This window comes from Burkholderia mayonis (genome assembly GCF_001523745.2).
GTDB classification, from domain to species: domain Bacteria; phylum Pseudomonadota; class Gammaproteobacteria; order Burkholderiales; family Burkholderiaceae; genus Burkholderia; species Burkholderia mayonis.
Genome location: NZ_CP013386.1, coordinates 261262 through 282186, shown reverse-complemented (window position 1 = coordinate 282186; position 20925 = coordinate 261262). Strand labels below are relative to the sequence as shown.

General features: G+C 67.0%; 21 protein-coding genes and 1 tRNA gene. 9 read left to right on the top strand and 13 right to left on the bottom strand.

Features of this window, described 5'->3' with window-relative positions:
* Positions 1 to 5: 5 nt before the first annotated feature.
* The 6 genes from WS70_RS01440 to WS70_RS01415 form a co-directional block, all read right to left on the bottom strand.
* Entirely contained in the window at positions 6 to 326 is a 321-nt protein-coding gene (locus WS70_RS01440; protein ID WP_108033987.1) for a DUF2218 domain-containing protein, read from the bottom strand.
* A gap of 14 nt (positions 327 to 340) precedes the next feature.
* Positions 341 to 1216 (bottom strand): isochorismatase, encoded by an 876-nt coding sequence (locus WS70_RS01435; RefSeq protein WP_197419261.1) that lies wholly within the window; start codon positions 1214 to 1216, stop codon positions 341 to 343.
* Between the two features lie 48 nt (positions 1217 to 1264).
* Positions 1265 to 2899: a (2,3-dihydroxybenzoyl)adenylate synthase gene (locus WS70_RS01430; protein WP_059471436.1), complete on the bottom strand. Its 1635-nt coding sequence runs from the start codon at positions 2897 to 2899 to the stop codon at positions 1265 to 1267.
* The gene (locus tag WS70_RS01425) at positions 2896 to 4101 is read right to left on the bottom strand and encodes an isochorismate synthase (protein WP_059471437.1); all 1206 of its coding nucleotides are present in this window, start codon (positions 4099 to 4101) and stop codon (positions 2896 to 2898) included. Before WS70_RS01425 ends, WS70_RS01430 begins: the two co-directional genes overlap by 4 nt.
* Positions 4102 to 4162: 61 nt before the next feature.
* Positions 4163 to 6280, bottom strand: a complete 2118-nt coding sequence (locus WS70_RS01420) for a TonB-dependent receptor domain-containing protein (protein WP_059597551.1) — start codon at positions 6278 to 6280, stop codon at positions 4163 to 4165.
* A gap of 139 nt (positions 6281 to 6419) precedes the next feature.
* Complete coding sequence (locus tag WS70_RS01415) at positions 6420 to 7280, bottom strand: helix-turn-helix transcriptional regulator (RefSeq protein ID WP_082722311.1); 861 nt, start codon at positions 7278 to 7280, stop codon at positions 6420 to 6422.
* 362 nt (positions 7281 to 7642) lie between these two features.
* On the opposite strand from WS70_RS01415, the gene WS70_RS01410 reads away from it, so the two are divergent.
* The 5 genes from WS70_RS01410 (at position 7643) to WS70_RS31310 (ending at position 12040) form a co-directional block, all read left to right on the top strand.
* A complete protein-coding gene (locus tag WS70_RS01410; RefSeq protein WP_226382797.1) occupies positions 7643 to 8722 on the top strand; it encodes an ABC transporter substrate-binding protein in 1080 nt (359 codons plus the stop codon).
* A gap of 1 nt (position 8723) precedes the next feature.
* Entirely contained in the window at positions 8724 to 9785 is a 1062-nt protein-coding gene (locus WS70_RS01405) for an alpha/beta hydrolase (RefSeq protein WP_059471441.1), read from the top strand.
* A complete protein-coding gene (locus WS70_RS01400; RefSeq protein WP_059597554.1) occupies positions 9782 to 10840 on the top strand; it encodes a FecCD family ABC transporter permease in 1059 nt (352 codons plus the stop codon). The genes WS70_RS01405 and WS70_RS01400 overlap by 4 nt, the downstream gene beginning before the upstream one ends.
* Positions 10833 to 11636: an ABC transporter ATP-binding protein gene (locus WS70_RS01395; RefSeq protein ID WP_059597555.1), complete on the top strand. Its 804-nt coding sequence runs from the start codon at positions 10833 to 10835 to the stop codon at positions 11634 to 11636. Before WS70_RS01400 ends, WS70_RS01395 begins: the two co-directional genes overlap by 8 nt.
* 95 nt (positions 11637 to 11731) lie before the next feature.
* Positions 11732 to 12040: a hypothetical protein gene (locus tag WS70_RS31310; RefSeq protein WP_159082851.1), complete on the top strand. Its 309-nt coding sequence runs from the start codon at positions 11732 to 11734 to the stop codon at positions 12038 to 12040.
* A gap of 497 nt (positions 12041 to 12537) precedes the next feature.
* Here WS70_RS31310 and WS70_RS01390 read toward each other — a convergent pair whose 3' ends face one another.
* Positions 12538 to 12855 (bottom strand): hypothetical protein, encoded by a 318-nt coding sequence (locus tag WS70_RS01390; protein WP_059471444.1) that lies wholly within the window; start codon positions 12853 to 12855, stop codon positions 12538 to 12540.
* Positions 12856 to 13364: 509 nt separating this feature from the next.
* Here WS70_RS01390 and WS70_RS01380 point away from each other — a divergent pair.
* Complete coding sequence (locus WS70_RS01380; protein WP_059597556.1) at positions 13365 to 14771, top strand: amino acid permease; 1407 nt, start codon at positions 13365 to 13367, stop codon at positions 14769 to 14771.
* A gap of 104 nt (positions 14772 to 14875) precedes the next feature.
* Here the strand turns inward: WS70_RS01380 and WS70_RS01375 are convergent.
* The 5 genes from WS70_RS01375 to WS70_RS01355 all read right to left on the bottom strand — a co-directional run bounded on the left by WS70_RS01375 (position 14876) and on the right by WS70_RS01355 (position 17309).
* Positions 14876 to 14951: transfer RNA gene (locus tag WS70_RS01375), tRNA-Ala, on the bottom strand.
* 60 nt (positions 14952 to 15011) lie between these two features.
* Complete coding sequence (locus tag WS70_RS01370) at positions 15012 to 15365, bottom strand: c-type cytochrome (protein ID WP_059597557.1); 354 nt, start codon at positions 15363 to 15365, stop codon at positions 15012 to 15014.
* The gene (locus WS70_RS01365) at positions 15362 to 16156 is read right to left on the bottom strand and encodes a BON domain-containing protein (protein ID WP_059597558.1); all 795 of its coding nucleotides are present in this window, start codon (positions 16154 to 16156) and stop codon (positions 15362 to 15364) included. Before WS70_RS01365 ends, WS70_RS01370 begins: the two co-directional genes overlap by 4 nt.
* Before the next feature lie 18 nt (positions 16157 to 16174).
* Positions 16175 to 16753 carry an SIS domain-containing protein gene (locus WS70_RS01360; RefSeq protein ID WP_059473785.1) on the bottom strand — a complete coding sequence of 193 codons (579 nt, stop codon included), beginning with the start codon at positions 16751 to 16753 and terminating at the stop codon, positions 16175 to 16177.
* 121 nt (positions 16754 to 16874) lie between these two features.
* The gene (locus WS70_RS01355; RefSeq protein WP_162498974.1) at positions 16875 to 17309 is read right to left on the bottom strand and encodes a YraN family protein; all 435 of its coding nucleotides are present in this window, start codon (positions 17307 to 17309) and stop codon (positions 16875 to 16877) included.
* Positions 17310 to 17355: 46 nt separating this feature from the next.
* On the opposite strand from WS70_RS01355, the gene rsmI reads away from it, so the two are divergent.
* Positions 17356 to 18243 carry a 16S rRNA (cytidine(1402)-2'-O)-methyltransferase gene (gene rsmI, locus WS70_RS01350; RefSeq protein WP_059473787.1) on the top strand — a complete coding sequence of 296 codons (888 nt, stop codon included), beginning with the start codon at positions 17356 to 17358 and terminating at the stop codon, positions 18241 to 18243.
* A 92-nt stretch (positions 18244 to 18335) separates the two neighbouring features.
* Here rsmI and WS70_RS01345 read toward each other — a convergent pair whose 3' ends face one another.
* Positions 18336 to 18968 carry a septal ring lytic transglycosylase RlpA family protein gene (locus WS70_RS01345; protein WP_059473788.1) on the bottom strand — a complete coding sequence of 211 codons (633 nt, stop codon included), beginning with the start codon at positions 18966 to 18968 and terminating at the stop codon, positions 18336 to 18338.
* Positions 18969 to 19570: 602 nt separating this feature from the next.
* Here WS70_RS01345 and WS70_RS01335 point away from each other — a divergent pair.
* Positions 19571 to 20215, top strand: a complete 645-nt coding sequence (locus WS70_RS01335; RefSeq protein ID WP_059473789.1) for an MBL fold metallo-hydrolase — start codon at positions 19571 to 19573, stop codon at positions 20213 to 20215.
* A complete protein-coding gene (locus tag WS70_RS01330; protein ID WP_059597559.1) occupies positions 20212 to 20868 on the top strand; it encodes a 3'-5' exonuclease family protein in 657 nt (218 codons plus the stop codon). Before WS70_RS01335 ends, WS70_RS01330 begins: the two co-directional genes overlap by 4 nt.
* Positions 20869 to 20925 lie beyond the last annotated feature (57 nt).

The following is a 20925-nucleotide window of genomic DNA, read 5'->3' as shown; positions in this document are numbered from 1 at the left end:
GCGCGTCAGGCGCGCCGCCAGTCGACGACCAGTTGCTTGTTGCGCGCCATTAGCGCGAGGTGCTCGTCCATCACGTACTGGATCTGTTCGAGCTTCTCGATCGAATCGGCTTCGCAGCGGATGCTCAAGGTGTCGTCGGTGCGCAGCACGTGGCACTTGCCGTACGGAAAGTCGATCGCCGCGCGATGCGCGTCGAACGCGACCGGCACCTTGATCGCGTAGTGCTTGCACATCTTGAACAGCACGCGGTCGGCCTGCGGCACCGTGAGTTCGGCGGTGCTGACGAGGAGCGCATCCGACGGCGCGTTCGAATCCGGCTGTTGCATCGTCGTTCCCCCCGTCATGCGGCCACGCGGTCCGCGCGTTGAAGCAGTTGCGCCCATGCGGCGAGCGTCGGCGCTTCGGCGAGCTGCACGAACGACACGTCGCGCCCCGCCTGACGCCACGTCTCGACGAGCGTCATGATCCGCACCGAGTCGAGCCCATGGTCGAGCAGGTTGTCGTGCGGCGGCAGGTCCGCTGCGGCGATCTGCAGCAAGCGCGCAACCTGCGCCGCGACGGCCGCGATCGATTCCGGCTCGGCCGCGGCCCGCCGATCGTCGGCGAGCTCGCGCGCGAGCACGACCTTGCCGCAGCGGCGCGCGACGTAATCGAGCGCCATCCGATGCTCGTGCTCGGAGAAATCGGCGAGTGCATCGGCAACGAAGAACGGCTGGACATCCTTCATGAACGCCTCGCATGCGGTCATCAGGCAGCCGATATGCGCATAGATGCCGCAGATCGCGAGCTGGTCGCGCTGCGCGCCGCGCAGCATCGATTCGAAATCCGAACGTTGAAATGCGCTGTAGCGCCACTTGTCGAGAACGATGTCGCCCGATGCCGGCGCGAGCGCCGAGCAGATCGGCGCGCGCCCGGGCTGCGCGGTCAGGCCCGGTCCCCACATGTCGGTCAACAGCCCGCGCTCGGCGGCCGATTGCTGCGGCAACTGCGCGGTGTAGTACACCGGCATGCCGTTCGCGTGCGCGAAATCGATCAGGCGACGCACGTTCGCGATCGCATCGGGAATCGGCGCCGCGTCGCGATCGTAGAAGTCGAGGAAGTAGTCCTGCATGTCGTGCACGAGGAGCGCCGCGCGAGCGGCGTCGAAGCGCCATGCGACGCGACTCTCGGGGATGTCCGCAGGCATCGGATATGAAGGGATCTTCGGAATGGCCATATCGATCTTGAAGTTATTTTGGAGTGTCAAGGAACGCCGCACGCGAGGTCAGCCGACGGTCGCTTCGGCCGTGGCCAGCCGGTTCGCGATGTCGCTGCGCAGCGCTTTCTTGTCGGTCTTGCCGACGGGCGTCTTCGGGAATGCGCCGACGAATTCGATTCGATCGGGAATCTTGTAGGCGGCGATGCCTTGCTCGCGCAGGAAGCGCAGCAGCTCCGTCGCGCGCGGCGTCGGCTCGCTGCCGATCACGTACGCGCAGCTCTTCTCGCCGAGATACGGATCGGGCATCGCGACGAGCGCCGCGTCGACGACGCCCGGATGCGCGAGCAGCAGATGCTCGACCTCTTCGGCCGCGATCTTCTCGCCGCCACGGTTGATCTGATCCTTCGCGCGCCCTTCGACGACGAGATGACCGGCCGCGGTCATCCGCACGCGGTCGCCCGTCCGATAGAAGCCGTCCGGCGTAAACGCGCGCACGTTGTGCGCGTCCGCTTTGTAGTAGCCTCGAATCGTGTACGGCCCGCGCGTCAGCAGATGCCCTACCTCGCCCGGCGCGACCGGACGATCGCCGTCGTCGACGATGCGGATCTCGTCGTCCGAGGAAATCGGCCGACCTTGCGTGTGGACGACCACGTCGACGGGATCGTCGAGCCGCGTGTAGTTGACGAGACCCTCAGCCATCCCGAATACCTGCTGCAGCTTCGCGCCGAGCTCCGGCTCGATGCGCCGCGCGAGTGTCACGTCGAAGCGCGCGCCGCCGACCTGCACGACGCGCAGACTCGCGAGCGCGACGCGCCGTTTCGCGGCGGCGGCAAGCCACACGGGAACGAGCGACGGCACGAGCGCTGCGATCGTCACGCGTTCGCGCTCGATCAACGGAAATGCCTGATCGGGACTGCCGCCGTCGCACAACACGACGGTGGCGCCTGCGTACAGCGCGCCGAACGTGCCGGGCGAGCTCAGTGCGTAGTTGTGCGCGACGGGCAGCGCGCACAGGTAGACACTCGCTTCGTCGAGCCCGCAGATGCGCGCGCTTTCGCGGATGCTGTACAGATAGTCGTCATGCGTGCGTGGAATCAGTTTCGGCGTACCCGTGCTGCCGCCCGACAACTGCAGAAACGCGACTTCGTGCGCGCCTGGGCCGTCTGGCAGCGCGATCGCTTCGTCGTCGCCCAGATCGGCCAGCGCGACGTGCTCGCCCGCATCGCCGACGATCAGCACGTGCTCGAGCGTCGGCGCTTCCGCCTGCACGGTCTTCGCGAGTGCGCGGTAGTCGAATCCGCCGTGCCGGTCCGCCGCGACGTATGCGACCGCTTCCGCGTGCCTGCAAAAGTGGCCGATCTCCTGCCTGCGATGCGCGGGCAGCGCGAACACGGGCAGCGCGCCGAGCCTGAACAGCGCGAAGACGACCGCGAAGAACTCGACGCAGTTCGGCAACTGGACGACGACGCGATCGTGCGGACGAATACCGCGCGCCGCGAGTCCGCGCGCGACGCGCGTCGCTTCGTTCGCGAGCCGCCGGTACGACCAGCGCGTGTCGCCGTCGACGAGCGCGATGCGCTCGCCGTGCCGCGTGGCAAGCTCGTCGAGCAGGTCTCCGAACGATTGCCCTTGCCAATAGCCTTTGCGCCGATACTCGGCTGCGACGCCGTCCGGCCACGGCGTCCAATGCGCGAGCGTCATGCGACGATCCCCGAGGCCGCGTCGGTCGTGTCGGTCGCATCGGTTGCCGCCGTTCGATCGACGCCCATCGCGTCGAGCATCGTGCGGAACTTCGCGGCCGTTTCCGCGAGCTCCGCTTCCGGCCGAGAATCGCCAACGATGCCCGCGCCCGCGAAGAGCCGTAACGTGTCGCCCCGCGCTTCCGCGCAGCGGATCGTGACGATCCACTCGCCGTCGCCGCGTGCATCGACCCAGCCGAGCGTGCCCGCATAGAAGCCGCGATCGAACGGCTCGGCGCGCAGGATCGCTTCGCGCGCGTCGCTGCGCGGATGGCCGCAAACAGCTGGCGTCGGATGCAGCGCGAGCGCGAGCGCCAGCGCATCGGCGCTCGTTTCGCCGGTGACTTCGGTCGACAGATGCCACATCGTCTGCGTATGGACGAGCGACGGACGCGCGGGCACGACGAGCTTCTTGCAGAACGGCGCGAGGCTTTCCTTCACCGCGTCGACGACGACGCGATGCTCGTCGAGATCCTTCGCCGACGCGAGCAGCGCCTCCGCGCGCCTGCGGTCTTCGACCGGATCGCTGCTGCGCGGCGCGGACCCGGCGAGCGGATTCGCGCGCATCACGCCCTGGAAGCGGCTGACGAGCAGCTCGGGGCTCGCGCCGAGCAGCGTGCGCCCGTCTCCGACGTCGACCGAAAACGTATAGCCGTGCGGATTGCGCGCGGCGAGCCTTTCGATCAGCGCGCGCACGTCGACCGGCTGCGTGCCCGTCAGCTCGAGCGTGCGTGCGAGCACGACCTTGTCGAGATGCCCGGCGCGAATGCTCGCGACCGCTTGCGCGACGGCGGCCGCATAATCGTCGCCCGACGGCGTCGCGCGCGTGTCGTAGCGATGCGCGGCGGGCGGCGGCGCCTGCACGTCGGCGAGCGGGCCGCCGCGCAGCATCGCGCGCACGACGCTGAGCGCCGCGGGACGCTCGACGTCGAACGGCACCGCGCCGACGACCGCCGCATCGTCGTGCCCCTGCTCGCGAGCTTGCGCGAGCGCACGCTGCACGCGCGCGCCGAGCGGCTCGTCCGCATGCGGCACTCGCTCGACGATGTCCTGCGCGAGCAGCGTATGGCTCGGCGTCGCGAAGAAGAGCGCCGCATCGGGCTCGTATGCGTCGAGCATATTCTGGATAACTGATAAAGACTCAGGCTTGGGAAGCGCGTTCACGTTCTGCTCTCCGAATTCGATTCGTCTGGATCGACGCGCCGCGTCGCGCGGCGCGTTCGCATTACATCTCTGCGGTGAGACTCACCGCGATGCGGCGGCCCTGGTCGACGAGCCAGTTGCCGCTCAGGCCGGTCGCCCGCGTGCGGTCGTCGATCGGCACCATTCTGTTCGTCAGGTTCAGCACCGCGAAATTGACCGAGAGGTGCTTGTCGATCCGGTAGCGCCCGCCGATGTCGAACGTCGTCGTCGACGGCCGTTCGCGCACGCCCTGCGCGCCGTTGCGGAACGCGGCCCAGTACTCGGTGCCTGTGTAGTTGACGTTCGCGTACAGATCGAGGCGCGGCGTCGGCGTCCAGTCGACCTGCACGTTGAATTTGTGCTTCGGCGTCTTGTCGAGCGGAAAGCCGTCGAGCGAGCTGCCGTTGAACGCCTTCTCGCCGCTGCCCTCGCGGCGCGATTGCGTGAACGTGTAAGCGCCCGAGATCTTCACTTGCTTCACGACGCGCGCGCCCGCACCGATTTCGAGCCCGTACAGCTTCACGCGGTCGACGTTGTCGTACACGTAGATATTGCGGCCGGGCGAGCGCGGATCGGCGACGCCCGAGTCGTAGCTCGCGACCTTGTTCTTGAACAGGTTGTTGAACAGCGTGAGGCTCACGTGGCTCTCGCCGCGGTCGTAACGGATGCCGAGCTCTTCGCTCAGACTCGTTTCCGGCTTCAGGTCCGGATTGCCGCACAGCGTGCCGGGCACCGCGCCCGCCGCGCCGCCCGACGTCATACAGTAGCCGGCCGTGCTCTGACGCAGCGACGGCGGCTTGAAGCCGGCGGACACGCCGCCGCGCAGCGTGAGCGTCGGGCTCAGCTTGTAGACGCCATACGCGCGCGGGCTCACGTGGCTGCCGTAGCGCTCGTCGTGGTCGAGCCGCACGCCCGTCGTCAGCGTGAACTGGCTGTTGAAGAAGTAATCGTTCTCCGCAAAGAGCGCCCAAGCATTGCGCTGGATGCTGTCCGAGTTGACGCCGTAGCCCTTCGGCACCGCATCCTGCCGCCCCGCGCCGGACAGCCGCGACCAGATGTGCTGCGCGCCCGCCGTCAGGATGTTGTGCTCGCCCCACCACGGCACTTCGACCTTGCCTTCGAGCACGGTGTCGGTGATCGCCGGCTTCACGGGCGACGGCGCGAGCGCCGTCCATTGCTCCTGCGTGCCGCGTTCGCCATACAGCGACAGCGTCGAATTGCCGAAGCCCCAGCGGCCGTTGTGCGTGATGCCCCAGTAGTCGCGCACGTGGCGCGTCTCGACGATCGTCGTCGCGGCCGTATTCGGCTTCGCGGGCGCGATGCTCTTGCCCGGCGTGCTCAGATAGCTGAACTGATCGTGGCCCGCGTTCAGCGTGATGTCTTGATTGCTCGCGGGCTTCGCGGTCAGCTTCACGTCGAAGTTCGCGACGCGCTGTCCGTTCGCGCCGCCCGTCGCACTGAGCGGGTAGTAGATGCGGTCTTCGCTCCGATGCAGCGCGCGCCCCGACACCTGCAGGCCAAGCACGTCGCGCTTCAGCGGGCCGCCGACCCAGAAGTCGACGCTTTGCGTGTCGCCCTGATTCGATTCGAGCTGAAACACGCTGCCCGCCGTAATAGTGCCGCCCCAGCGCTTCGGCACCTTGCGGGTGATCACGTTGATCACGCCGCCCATTGCGTCGGCGCCGTACAGCGACGACATCGGCCCGCGCACGACCTCGATCCGCTCGATCGCGGAGAGCGGCGGCAGCAGGTTGCTCTGCACACCACCCGTGCCGCGGTTCATCGTCTCGCGGGTGGTCTGGCGGCGGCCGTCGACGAGGATCAGCGTGTATTCGCCGGGCATCCCGCGAATCGAGATGTCCTGATCGTTCGGCGACGCGCCGACGACGCTCACGCCCTCGACCTTGCCGACGATGTCGGCGAACGACGTGTACGGCTTCGCCTCGATCTCGTCGCGGGTGATGACGGAGATGCTCGCGGGCGCCTCCTTGATCGCCTGCTCGCGCTGGCTGGCGGTCACGACGATCGCCTTCAGCGCGGCGGCATCCTCGACGGGCGCGGGCTCGGCAGCCTGCTGCGCCCATCCGACGGACGCCCCCATCATGTATAGACCGGCGGCGACCGCCGGCTTTATCGCAAAGCCTGGAACGTGACTCGACATAACGACTTTCTAGCTCGACAAATGGAATTGATTCTCATTTCCATTATCAATGACGAAAGGCGTTGATAGATTTGTGAAAGGTACGAAATTGTTTGCGCAACGCGACGTCGTGCTCGACGCCGCGCGCGACGCTCCGTGCTCAGTGCTGGCCGCTGCGGCGCGCGAGCTTCGGCGTCACACCGAAGCGCCGCTTGTACGCGGTCGCGAAGTTCGCCGCGCTCGTGTAGCCCGCGAGCGCCGCCGCCTGCTTGACGCTGATCGCGTCGCGCTCGAGCGCGAGGCGCGCGCGCTGCAAGCTGCTTTCGCGCAGGAAGTCGAAGATCGTCGTGCCATAGACGCTGCGGAACTGGCGCTGCATCGCGTTCGCGTTCATCCCCACCTGGCGCGCGATGTCGTCGAGCGACAATTGTTGCGCGGCCTCGCTGCCGAGGAACGCGCGCAAATCGGCCATCCGGCGATAGCCGCGCGAGCCGAGGCTCGCCGCGTCCGACGCCGCGCCCGCCGCGGGCAAATGCTGGTCGGCTTGCAGCGGCGCGAGCGCTTCGGCGAGCAGATCGAGCACGCGGCTTTCGAGGTAGATCGCCTGGAGCATCGGCTGATATGCGGGCGGCCGCACGATCTGCTCGGCGAGCGCGATCGCGCGCGGCGTCGGCTGCCAGAAGCGCACCGACAGATGCGCGGACAGCAGCGAATCGAGCCGCTCGGGCATCGCCGCGCGGCTTGCCGTCTGCAGGTGCTGCAGCCATTCGCCCGAGATGCCGAGACTCAAGCGGCGCGCATAGCCGCCCTTGCTGATACGCCGGCTGAACGTGTCCGGCTCGACCGCGTTCACGAGGAACGCCCGCATTTCGCCCAGCGGCTTGCGGCCGAGCCGCCGGGCCTGCCGTGCGTCCGGCCGGCAAGCGGTCGTCAGCACGATGCGGCGATCGCCGTACGACACGTCGAGCTCGCCTTCGAGCAACAGCACGAGATGCAGCCCCGCTGTGCATTGACCGGACATGACCGCGTCGAACTCGTCGATTGCGTCGTCCGCATGAACACGCAGGCCCGGCCGTACTTCGCGGACCTTGGCGACATGCGCCGCATGGTCGCGGCGACCGGAAGGAAACAGGTTTTCTACGCGCGCATTCAATTTCTTCGACCCCGCCCGCACTTCGCTCGCCCCTCGACGCCGCGGCCCGGCGACGCACGTCGCCGCTCACGCAAACCATTCCGTTGCTCGGCCAAACATCGGACGCGGCTACAGGGGCGTAATCTCGGTTAGAATTAAATGAGAATAATTATCATTTATATCGTATCGGGAATAGCGTGAGAAACACAAGCAGATTTTGGTCACTGCTTTGCGCATGGTTGACCGCGGCGTTGATCCATTCCGCACACGCGCAGCAGACCGTCACCGATCTCGCGGGCCGCACCGTCCGCCTGCCGTCGCACGTCGAGCGCGTGCTGCTCGGCGAAGGGCGTTTGCTGCCCGCGCTCGCGATCGTCGAACGCGGCGACCCGAGCCGCCGGCTAGTCGGCATGATGGGCGACTTCGAGCAACTCGATCCGGCAAGCTACGCGCAGTGGCGCGGCACGTTTCCGCATCTGGACGACGTGCCGCGGATCGGCCGTTCGCAGGCGGGCAGCTTCAGCGACGAACGCGCGCTCGCGCTGCGACCGCAAGTCGCGATCTTCGGACTGGGCGGCGGCCACGGCCCCGGCGAGCGCGATCGCGAGACGCTCGCGCGGCTCGAAGCGGCAGGCGTCGCGATCGTGTTCGTCGATTTCCGGCACGACCCGCTCGGCAACACGCCGCGCAGCGTCGCGGTGCTCGGCCAGGTGTTCGGCGCGTCCGAGCGCGCGGCCGCGTTCAATGCCGAGTGGCAGCGGCAGCTCGACGTCGTCCGGCAGCGGCTGAAGACCGCGCATCCCGCCGCGCCGACCGTGTTTCTCGAAAGCCGCGTCGGTCTCGCGACCGACTGCTGCGACACGATGACGGGCATGATGGGGCGCCTCCTCGATGCCGCCGGCGGCGCCAATGTCGCGAAGGGCATCGTGCCCGGCGAGCACGGAATGCTTAATCCCGAATACCTGCTGAGCCGCCAGCCGTCGGTCTACATCGGCACCGCGATCGGCTCCGCGCAGACGCTGCAAAGCGCACCGCAGCGCATCGCGCTCGGCGCGGGCGTGTCCGCCGACGTCGCTCGGCGCTCGCTCGAGCAATCACTGCGGCGACCGCAGCTCGCGCCACTCCGGGCGATCCGGCAAGGCCGCGCGCATGCGATCTGGCATCACTTCTACAACTCGCCGTTCAACATCGTCGCCGTGCAGGCGATGGCCAAATGGCTGCATCCCGAGCTGTTCGCCGATCTCGATCCGCGCCGCACGCTCGAGCAGATGTACGCGCGCTTTCAGCCGGTCGCGCTGAACGGCGAATACTGGATCAGCGAGGCGCGCTGACATGACCGGCTCCCCTTCCGCGACGCGACGCTCGCTGCTGCTCGCCGGGATCGGCAGCGCGCTGTCCCCGCTGCCTTGCCACGCGGCGCCGGCGAGCGCCGCTCACGGCGTCCGGCGCATCGATACGCTGCCCGGCCTCACCGACGCGCCCGCCGTCCAGACGCCGCGAAGCCGTCAGATCGACGTGTCGATCGCCGGCCAGCGACGGCGCATCTTCGTCGCGCTGCCGCCGCAGCCCGTACCGCCCGCGGGCCATCCGGTGCTGTACGCGCTCGACGGCAATGCGGTGTTCCATCTGTTCGCGCAGCTCGCGCGCAATCACGCGGCGCGGCCGGGCGCCGATCCGGCGAACGTACCCGCGATCGTCGCGCTCGGCTATGCGACCGACGCGTCGTACGACATGCAAGCGCGCGCCGCCGACTACACGCTCGCGCCGCTCGTGGGCAACGCGCCGAACCACGCGGTCGATGCGGCCGCCACGGTCGACGACGCGACCGATGCCGATGCGCGCCGTGCCGCCGGCACGCTGCGCACCGGCGCGGACCGCTTCCTCGATTTCGTCGAGCACGACCTCCAGCCGTGGCTCGCGCAGCAATTCGCCGTCGACGCGCGCCGCCAGACGCTGTTCGGTCATTCGTACGGCGGGCTGCTCACGCTGTACGCGCTGCTTACGCGCACGCACCTGTTCCAGCGCTACGTCGCGGCGAGCCCGTCGATCTGGTGGGGCGACCGCGCGCTGCTGCCGTTTCGCGACCGCTTCGTCGAACGCGCCGCGCCGCTCGATACGCGCGTCGACCTGCTCGTCACCGCAGGCGGTCTCGAAGAAGGTGTGCCGAATCCCGATCCAGAGCGTGCGCGGCGTCAGCAAGCGCGCAAGCAGGTCAGCTCCGCCCGCGAGTTCGTGCAAAGCGTGCAGCCGGTGCGCGGCCTGCACGCCGAATGCCGCGTGATCGCCGGCGAAGATCACGGCAGCCTCGTGCTGCCGAGCGCCGCGCTCGCCGTGCGCATCGCCGCCGGGCCCATCGCGGCAGTCACCGCTGTCCCGTCCGATTCACGCGCATGAATACGCTGCCCGTTTCGCAAACGTCGCTCAGGACACGCTACCGTGCGATCGCCGCGCGCCGCCTCGCCGCGCTCGCGCTGCTCGCCGGCCTGCTCACGACGCTCGTCGTGATCGACGTCGCCACGGGGCCGTCGACGTTCGCGCCCGCCGACATCGTCGCCGGGCTCTTCTCCCCCGACAGCCTGCCGCTCGAACAGTGCGTGATCCTGTGGAACGTGCGCCTGCCTTACGCGCTGATGGCGATCCTCGTCGGCGCCGCGCTCGGCCTCGCCGGCGCCGAAATGCAGACCGTGCTCAACAACCCGCTCGCGAGCCCGTTCACGCTCGGCCTGTCCGCCGCCGCGAGCGTCGGCGCATCGATCGTCGTGCTCGCCGGCTGGCAGCTCGCCGTATGGAACGAGAACCTCGCGCTGTCGCTCGGCGCATTCGCGAGCGCGACGGCCGCGACGCTCCTCATCGTCTGGCTCGCATGGCGGCAAGGCGCGACGACCGAGACCGTCGTGCTGTTCGGCATCGGCCTGATGTTCAGCTTCGAGGCACTGCTGTGGCTGTTGCAGTTCATCGCCGACAGCAACGCGCTCGAGCAGATCGTGTTCTGGAGCATGGGCAGCCTCGCGCGCGCGAGCTGGAGCAAGATCGCGATCCTCGCGTGCGTGCTCGCCGCGTGCGCGCTGTGGGCGAGCGCGCACGTGTGGTCGATGACCGCGCTGCGCGCCGGCGAAGAGCAGGCGCGCAGCATGGGCATCGCCGTCGAGCGGCTGCGGCTCGTCACGCTCGTGCGCATCAGCCTCCTGTCCGCGACCGCGCTGTCGTTCGTCGGCACGATCGGCTTCGTCGGGCTCGTCGGGCCGCACATCGCGCGGCTTCTCGTCGGCGACGATCACCGCTACTACCTGCCGGGCGGCATGCTCGCGGGCGCAATCATGCTGTCGAGCGCGTCGATCCTCAGCAAGACGCTCATCAGCGGCCTCGTGTTGCCGATCGGCATCATCACCGCGCTCGTCGGCGTGCCGCTTTTCATGACGCTGATCAGTCGGCGCAGACGCGATGGCTGAGCTGCGAATCGACCGTCTGAGCGTCGCGTATGGCCGCCGCGCGATCCTCGACGAACTCACGCTGCGCCCGATCGAGCCGGGCTGCATGGTGGCGGTGCTGGGGCCGAACGGCGTCGGCAAGTCGACGCTGCTGCGCGCAATCGCGCAGCTCGTGCGCGCACGCGGCTCGGTCTCGCTCGATCGCGTCGACCTGCTGCGCGGCTCGCGGCGCGAGCACATGCGGCGCGTTGGCTATCTCCCGCAAACACTGCCCCAGGCGTCGACGCTCCTCGTCTACGAAGCGGTCAGCGGCGCGCTGCGCGCGACGTGCGGCGGGCTGTCGAGCGCCGAGCACGACGCGCGGCTGCAGGCGGTGTTCGAGCAGTTACGCCTGCACCGGCTCGCGATGAAGCCGCTCGACAGCCTGTCGGGCGGCCAGCGCCAGATGGTCGGCCTCGCGCAGGTACTGGTGCGGCACACGCCGCTCCTGCTGCTCGACGAGCCGACGAGCGCGCTCGACCTGCGCTGGCAATTGCTCGCGCTGGAAGCGATGCGCGACGCGGCAAGCCGCCGGTCGGCGATCGTCGTCGTCGCGATGCACGACCTGAATCTCGCATCGCGCTTCTGCGACCGGATGGTGCTGCTCGGGCCGGACGGCGTGCTGGCGGACGGCTTGCCGTCGGAAGTGCTCGAACCGACGCGCTTGCGGCGCGCCTATGCGGTCGATGCGCGGGTCGAATGCACTTCGGCGGGAGAGCACCTCGTACTCGTCGAGCGGGCGGTTCCTGGCGTCGATTACGAGACGACGGGCCGGTAAGCGCGACCGCGCCGTCCGGGCTTTTCATCGGCACGCACGCGGCGGAGATGCTTGCGCATGCATGCTTCGCTCTCTTCGGAGTCTTTTCCTTGTGCATGTCGATTCGCATTCGGCTGCGGATCGCGCTGCTCGGTAACGAAGGCAATCCGCATTCAGCCGCGCAACATTACGCCTCCCGCGAGCCCGTTTCTGTGCGCCTCCGCGAACGCTCGATGGCTGCAAGCTTGCTCGAATCCGAATCGACGCGACGACGCATCGGCACGCCTTTCTCCATCCAATCGATTCGAACCGAACACAGTTCTCATCAACCCTGCCAATGCGGCTTTGTTCCATTCGACTCGTCGACTGCCTTCAGCGTCGACACAAGCGCCGTCGGCCGTTTTGTCTTCAATTCTTTTAATTGATGTATGTATACATAGTAAGAGTTAACAATAGCGTCCCTTTCCTGTGGACAACCCGGGTTTTCCCAGACGGATCAGAGCAGCATCGATTCCATAACCGTATCGGCTGTGCGTGAATATCCGCCGCGAGCGAAGGATAACTTCGACGCGTTTGGAAGCGAGGCCGGTTTTATCAAGATTTGGTCCACAGGCTGGGCGGCGAGTTATCCCAAGGATTTCCAGAGCTGGGTGTGGATAACTCTTGTTCTTCGCACGCAGGCCCAATGTTTTCCTGTGTACGGGCTCGCGCGATTGAATCGCCTTTTGTCTATCAAGCCGGACATCCCTGCGAAGCGCCGAGCGTGGATGCAGCGGTGATCGGTAAATTGAGAAACGATGCTTGCGCTGCGGTCTTTGCTCGTTAGTTGCAAAGTGGTTTTTGCATTCGCTTTCGTGGCCGTTTCACGTCGACGCGCACAAACCCGGCATTCAGTCGAACGAGCCCGAAAAGCGCAGCCGAATCAGCGCTCCCAGCGCTTGCCGAACGACACCGTCGCTTCGCACATGCAGCCGATCAACACGCCGACTATCCCGACGAACGTGACCGTGATCCCGAGCGACGAGAGCGCCGACGCATCGGGCGCGCGGATCGCGACGCCGATTGCCACAAGCATGCCGAAGAGCATCGCGCATGCACACGCCATCGAATAGCCGCGCATCAGTTTCGGATAGCGCGAGCGAGACGGCCCAATGGCACGAAAAAGCGCGTAGCCGAAACAGAAGACGTAGATGGCAACCGGCAACCCTGTAGACGCAACCCAACTGCTCTCGATCGGCATGATCGGACTCCGTAAATGTCGTCGTTCGGATGGAACACGCAATCGGGACGAATCGTGCACGACGATGCGCCGTCATGTGGCCATAGTTTCTTTTTCTGAAATTAAGACAAATACAGGAACATCCACTCGCGAACAGCCACTAGCATAGCGCCAAATACCAGACTCCGACCGAGGGGCATCTGTTCATGCATGCTGGAGACACTGCTCGATGCATCCACCGATTCGCCGCGCGAACCGATACGCGCGTTTCACGCCAGCCATCGCCGCCGAACGCCGACTGCGCCGGACGGCGTCGTGTTCCGATTCGCTGCGCCTTGTCCGTCTCCTCTTCCATTTAAGCCACGCCGGCCCGCGCAAGCGAACCGCGCGCACCTGAAACTGCGCCTGCGCGCCTTCGCACAGCCGATCCATGTCCACTCGCCGTCGTTGCGGCGAGGCAAGACACGCGTCCGCCGCATGACGCCGACGTGCGCTACGCCAATTTCACCAAACCCGAAGGAGACGTCCCCATGGAGAAAAGAAGCACCGAAACCGACCTACATCGAGGACTCGGGCAACGGCAGATGCGCTTGATCGCGCTCGGCGCGGCGATCGGCGTCGGCCTCTTTCTCGGCTCGGCCAACGCGATCAAGATGGCGGGGCCCGGCATCGTCCTGTCGTACATCATCGGCGGCGCCGTGATCTTCGTGATCATGCGCGCGCTCGGCGAGATGGCTGTGCACGAGCCGGTCGCCGGTTCGTTCAGCCGCTACGCGCGCAACTATCTCGGGCCGCTCGCCGGCTATCTGACGGGCTGGAACTACTGGTTCCTCTGGCTCGTCACCTGCATCGCCGAAATCACCGCGGTCGGCATCTACATGGGCATCTGGTTCCCGGACGTGCCGCGCTGGATCTGGGCGCTCGCCGCGCTGGCCGCGATGGGCTCCGTGAATCTGCTCACCGTGAAGGCGTACGGCGAATTCGAATTCTGGTTTGCGCTGATCAAGGTCGTGACGATCGTCGTGATGATTGCGGTCGGCATCGCGATGATTGCGTTCGGCATCGGCAATCACGGCGTGCCGATGGGCATCTCGAATCTCTGGGCGCACGGAGGCTTCTTTCCGAACGGCGCGCAGGGCGTACTGATGTCGATGCAGATGGTGATGTTCGCGTATCTCGGCGTCGAGATGATCGGGCTGACGGCGGGTGAAGCGGAGAATCCGCAGAAGTCGATTCCGGGCGCGATCAACTCGGTGTTCTGGCGCATCCTGCTCTTTTACGGCGGCGCGCTGTTCGTGATTCTGTCGATCTATCCGTGGAACGAAATCGGCACGCAAGGCAGCCCGTTCGTGATGACGTTCGAGCGGCTCGGCATCAAGACGGCCGCGGGCATCATCAATTTCGTGGTGCTCACGGCGGCGCTGTCGTCTTGCAACGGCGGCATCTTCAGCACCGGACGCATGCTGTACAACCTCGCGCAGCAGGGCCACGCGCCGCGCGCGTTCGGCGAGACGACGGAAGGCGGCGTGCCGCGCCGGGCGATCGTCGTGTCGATGGCGGCGCTGCTCGTCGGCGTGCTGCTCAACTATCTCGTGCCGGAAAAGGTGTTCGTCTGGGTAACGTCGATCTCGACGTTCGGCGCGATCTGGACGTGGGGCGTCATTCTCGTCACGCAGATGAAGTTTCGCGCAAGCCTTGCACGGGCCGAGGAACGTGCGCTGCGGTTTCGGATGCCGTTCTGGCCTTACGGCTCATGGATTGCGCTTGCGTTTCTCGTGCTCGTGATCGGGTTGATGGCGTATTTTCCGGATACGCGGATCGCACTTTATGTCGGGCCGGCTTGGCTCGTGTTGCTCGTCGTGCTGTATTACGTGCTGAAGCTCGAGCCGGAAGGCGGGAAGTCGGCGAGGTTGGCGCGGAGGTATGGGCAGGGGTGATTAACGAATGAACGGCGCGCGGCGGTTGGCCGGGTGGGATCGGGGGCGAACCGCCGAGCCAAATGAAAAGGGCCTAGCCATCCGGCTAAGCCCTTGAATTCGATTGGTGGAGCGGAGGAGGATCGAACTCCCGACCTTCGCATTGCGAACGCGACGCTCTCCCAGCTGAGCTACCGCCCCTCACCAACAACTAATAATCATATATCACTCAATCGGCGATTGGCAACAGGTTTGCGCCGGTTATTTCGACGGCGCGCCGGCCAGCACCCATTGGACAACCGAGCGCACGTCCGTGTCGCTCATCCGCGGGTGCGCGGGCATCGGAATCGCACCCCAGACGCCGGAGCCGCCGTCCTTCACCTTCTTCACGAGCTTCGGCACGGCCTGCTGATCGCTCTTGTAGCGCTCGGCGATCTGCTGGAACGACGGCCCGACGAGCTTGCGATCCACCGCATGGCAGCCCATGCACGCGTTGCTGCGCGCAACCTTCAAGCCGTCGCCGACGTCCGCGCGCGCCGGCGCGCTCGCCAGCGCGCAGCCAAGCGCAGCGACAACCACACCCATCATCCGTTTCACGAACAACGCAACCCTCATGGCGTCCCCGCCTTCGGATTGCCAGGATGCACGCTCGTCGAATTGGAGATCGGCGCGGGCGCCTGCAGCGGCGTCGCGGTAACGCTCGAATCCGGCACCGCGCCCACCGTCGCACCTTCTGACGCGGGCGCGGCAGCCGCCGACGCGCCGCTCGCGGGCGTCGCAGCCTTCAGCGCGTCTGCTTCCTGCGGCTTGATGTATTGGAACACCTTGACGACCTTCTCGACGCCCGGCACGCGGCTCGCGACATCGGCGCCGCGATTGCCTTCGTCGGTCGTCACGAGACCCATCAGATAAACGTTGCCGCGCTCGCACACCACCTTGTAGTTGTTCGCGGAGATGCCCTTCTCGGCGATCATCGCGGTCTTCACGCGGCCTTCGAGGTACGAATCGTTCGCCCGGTCGGACAGCGAGCTCGCCGGCCCGACCACGAGTTCGTTGACGATCGCGCTCACGTTGTTGATCCCGCGGACGATCTCTTCAGCGCGCTGTTTCGACGCGTCGTTCGGCACTTCGCCCGTCAGCAGCACGCGGCGGTTGAACACCGTCACGTTCGTATGCGAGCCGTCCGGCAGCCCGTTGTTCAGTTGCGTCAGCGCCTTCACCTGGATCTCGCGATCCTCGGTCTGCGCGCCGAGCGTGCGGCGATCGGTCGCGACGAGCGCGCCGCCGCCCGCCGCCGCGCCGGCGACCGCGAGCACGCAGCCCTGCAGCGTCGCGGCAAGGCCGGCCGACAGGCCGATCACGAGCGTGGTTCTCACTAGCGTCTGTCTGACGCGGCTGTTACTCATCGACGGCTCTCCTTCGAATCAATCCTCGCCCAGCAGCATCGCGTCGATGCCGTCGCACAGGCAGTGGATGGTCAACAGATGGACTTCCTGGATGCGCGCCGCCCGTTCGGACGGCACGCAGATCTGAATATCGGTGTCAGCGAGCGACGCGCCGAGGTGCCCGCCCCCGTTACCCGTCAGCGCGACGACGATCATCTCGCGCTCACGCGCCTCTTCGACTGCGGCCAGCACGCGCGGCGATTCGCCGAGGGGGTCGAGCACGAGCAGCACGTCGCCCGTCTGGCCGAGCGCGCGCACTTGTTGCGCAAAGATCTGGCCGGCATCGCCGGCGGCGCCCGCGCGGCTCGCGTCGGTGTGGAGCGCAAGCCCCGGCAGGCCGGGCCGCTCGCGCTCGAACCCGCCGATCAGCGCGGCGGCGAGCCGCTCGGCCGCGGCGGCCGACGGGCCGTCGCCGCACGCGACGATCTTGTTGCCGTTCGCGAGCGCCATGAACATCGCGTCGACGGCCGCGGCGATCGGCAGGGACAGCGCATCGAGCGCTTCGTGGACGAGCGCAGCGCTGTCGCGAATATGTTGCTGAATACGTTCGACTGACATCGATTCCTAATCGGTACTACGCGCGTGGTCTATGTCGCGCGGCATCGTGAGTGCGGCGAGTTTACCGCACTCCGCCCTCGCCGCCCGTCCGTCGCCGCAACTCCTTACATCTCGACACAAGCTAGCCGGCGTCGTCGATGCGAAATGCATCGCGCAGCCACTCGAGCCGACCGCTTTCGAACGCGACGACGTCGAAGCGGCACGGGCTGACGCCGCCCGTTCGCGCCCAGAACGCGTGCGCGGCGAGCACCAGCCGCTTTCGCTTGCGCGCGCCGACGCTCGCCGCCGCGCCGCCGTAGCGGCCGCTCGTGCGCGCGCGCACTTCGACGAACACGAGCGTGCCGTCGCGCTCGCGCATCACGAGATCGATTTCGCCGCCGCGCACGGTCACGTTGCGCGCGACGAGCGCGAGCCCCGCGCGCTCGAGGAAGCGCTGAGCGCGCGTCTCGAACGCAGCGCCGACGACGCGCTTGGACCCGGCCGTCACAGAAAAGTTGTCGCGCGGCGCGGCTTTAGCGCCGTCCGCCTCCTGCCGTGCCGCGCGCGCGTGGCACAATGCGATGCTTCTTCCGTTTGCGCCGTATGCGGGCGCCTTTCGTGTCATGACTTCCCTCCTCGATCTTGCGCAGGCGCAGCAGTATCCGACGGGCGCCCTCTACGTCGTCGCGACGCCGATCGGCAACGCCGCCGACATCACGCTGCGCGCACTGCACGTGCTCGCGCTCGCCGACCGCATCGCCGCCGAGGACACGCGCAACACGGGCCAACTGCTCGCGCGCTACGGAATCTCGAAGCCGCTCGTCGCAGTGCACGAGCACAACGAGCGTGCGGCCGCGGCGAAGCTGATCGACCACCTGCGCGCGGGCGAGCGGATCGCGTACGTGTCGGACGCCGGCACGCCGGGCATTTCCGATCCGGGCGCGAAGCTCGTCGAAGCAGTGCGCGCCGCCGGCCACGGCGTGATCCCGCTGCCGGGCGCGAGCGCGGCGAGCGCGGCCGTGAGCGTCGCGGGCGACTGGGCCGGCGCGTTCACGTTCGCGGGCTTCCTGCCGCCGAAGCCGAAGCAGCGCGACGCGGCGCTTCAGCAACTGAAGGCGCACCCATACGCGCTCGTGTTCTACGAGGCGCCGCACCGGATCGTCGAGACGGTCGAAGCGCTCGCGGCCGCGCTCGGCGGCGCACGCCGCCTGCTGATCGCGCGCGAACTCACCAAGCTACACGAGGAGTTGTTCGAGGGCACGCTGGCCGAAGGGCCAGCGTGGCTGCGCGCCGACACGAACCGGCAGCGCGGCGAGTTCGTGCTTGTCGTCGAACGCACACCCGAGGACGATCACGCCGACGACGAAAGCGCGCACGATGCGCTGCTCAAGCTGCTGCTCGACGAAGTGCCGGTAAAGAGCGCGGCGAAGCTCGCCGCGGCGTTGACGGGCGCGTCCCGCAACGCGCTGTACGCGCGGGCGCTCGCACTGAAGGGCGACGAGGAAGAGTAAGGATTCGCTGCAAAAGCGAAAGGGCCGCGCGAGGCGGCCCTTTTTCGTACGCATTCGGTCGACTTTCGGCCGACGCGACGCGTTCGTCGCGATTACTTCGCCGCGTTCGATGCGAGCGTCTCGTCGCGGGCGACACGCGCCTCTTCGGGCGACAGGCCCTGGATCTTCACCCGTGCGGTGCCTGCGTGGACGAGGCCGATCACCTTCGCCGCCGCGTACGACAGATCGAGAATCCGGCCGCGCGAGAACGGGCCGCGATCGTTGATCTTCACGACCACCGACTTGCCGTTCGCCTGGTTCGTCACGCGCACGTACGACGCGAGCGGCAGCGTCCGGTGCGCGGCCGTGAGTTCGTTCATGTTGAAGCGTTCGCCGTTCGCGGTGCGGCGGCCGTGGAACCCCTTGCCGTACCACGACGCCCGGCCGGTCTGGCGGAAGTCGGAAACGTCGGCGGCGTCGATCGGCTTCGCGTTCGCGAGCGATTGGCGCGATGCATCCTGCGAGCCCGCGGCGGGCATCGAGGCGAGCGCCGTGTCGAAGTTCAGCGGTGCGCCCGCCGTTTCCTTATTGTTGTTGGCCGCGCCCGAAGCGGCCGTGCGCAGCGCGTCCCTCGACGCAGCGCCTTTCGCCTGTTCGGCGGTCGGTGCGTTCGGCGGCACCGCGCAGCCTGTCAGCGCGAAAAATACAGCTAAAGTCCCGAGGTGCCTCGGTAATCGAAATCTCATCGACGTGTCGCCTGCTTGTACGGGTCGCTTTTTTACCGATGCGACCCGGACGGACATGCACGCCCCATCCGCGCTCGCGCGCGGGCGGCCTGCATCTGGCGCGGCTCACGTTCTGCCGCAACCGGTCCTGATTAGCTTTCACGTCTGGCGCAACCTGTCCCCGGCAGCCTGACCAGACCCCACATGCCGCCAATCGAACATGGCTTCCACGTTCGTGCGCGTCGTAGACTCAAACGCGCAGGAACGGCGGCATAGGCCTCATCCGGCGTCGCGGCAGCAGGGCCGCAGCGGACGCGTTGCGCCCGGCCGGACAAGACGTGAGCACCGACGAATCGGTACTGGATGCACCGCCGGACATCCGGCGGGCGATTGCATTGACGGTGTCACAAGAACCGAAATAAAGGGTTCCGAACACCCACTGACGACGTGGTCTTCCACGTACACTGGGCCGCATTATACATAAACGAAAACGGTCGCCTCAAAAACGGGGGGCTGGGACGATTGATTCTCTCTATGATCGAAACAATCGATATTGAGCTGCCGCGCGCGGCCGGCAATCTGCCCGGCCAGTACAATCAGGGGTTTTAACCGCCGCTCGCGCCATGAAAGTCACGCTCATTCCGGTCACGCCGTTCCAACAGAACTGCTCGCTGCTCGTCTGCGAGAAGACGGGGCGCGCCGCCGTCGTCGATCCCGGCGGCGATCTCGATCTAATCGAGCAGGAAGTCGTGCGGCAGAACGTCGAGGTTGAGAAGGTGCTGCTCACGCACGGCCACGTCGACCATTGCGCGGGGGCAAAGCGGCTCGCCGCGCATTACGGCGTGCCGATCGAGGGGCCGCACGAAGAAGAACGCTTCTGGATCGAGAAGCTGCCGATGCAGAGCGAGCGCTTCGGCTTCCCGGCCGCCGAGACGTTCGACCCCGACCGCTGGCTCGACGACGGCGACACCGTCGCGTTCGGCGACGAATCGCTCGAGGTCTATCACTGCCCGGGCCATACGCCCGGCCACGTCGTGTTCTTCAGCCGCGCGCACCGGCTTGCGATCGTCGGCGACGTGCTGTTCGCCGGCTCGATCGGCCGCACCGATTTCCCGCGCGGCAATCACGCGGACCTGATTCGCTCGATCCGCGAAAAGCTCTGGCCGCTCGGCGACGACGTGACGTTCGTCCCTGGCCACGGCCCCGTGTCGACGTTCGGCAACGAGCGCCGCACGAATCCGTTCGTTGCTGACGGGGTGGCGGGATGAACGTTGCGACGACCGTCACGAGCCGAGAAATCTACGTCAGCACCGACGTCGAAGCGGACGGCCCGATCCCGGGCCCGCACTCGATGCTGAGCTTCGCGTCCGCCGCGTTTACCGAGGACAAGCAACTGATCGCGACCTTCTCCGCCAATCTCGAGCTACTGCCGGGCGCGGCGCCGCATCCGGTACAGGACGCGTGGTGGAAGACGCAGCCGGAAGCGTGGGCCGCATGCCGGCGCGATCTGCAGGCGCCGGAGGCGGCACTCGTCGCGTACGTCGAATGGGTCGAGGCGCTGCCCGGCAAGCCGGTGTTCGTCGCGATGCCGGCAGGCTTCGATTTCACGTTCATGTTCTGGTACATGATGCGTTTCGCCGGACGCTGCCCGTTCTCGTGGTCCGCGCTCGACATCAAGACGCTCGCGTTCGCGCTGACGGGTCTGCCGTACCGCAAGGCGATCAAGCCGCGCTTCCCGAAGCACTGGTTCGACGACCATCCGCACACGCACATCGCGCTCGACGATGCGATCGAACAGGGCGCGCTCTTTTGCAACATGCTCGCCGACCTGCGCGCGATGCAGGCTGCGAAGCCGTCGGCGCCGCCGCTCGAAGAAGCAGACGATTCAGCACAAAATGCCGCCGACGGCCCGAGAAATTAGCGAATATCGCTCGTCTTAACCGCTTCGGATTGCCTTTCCTTCCACCCGCCTCTACCA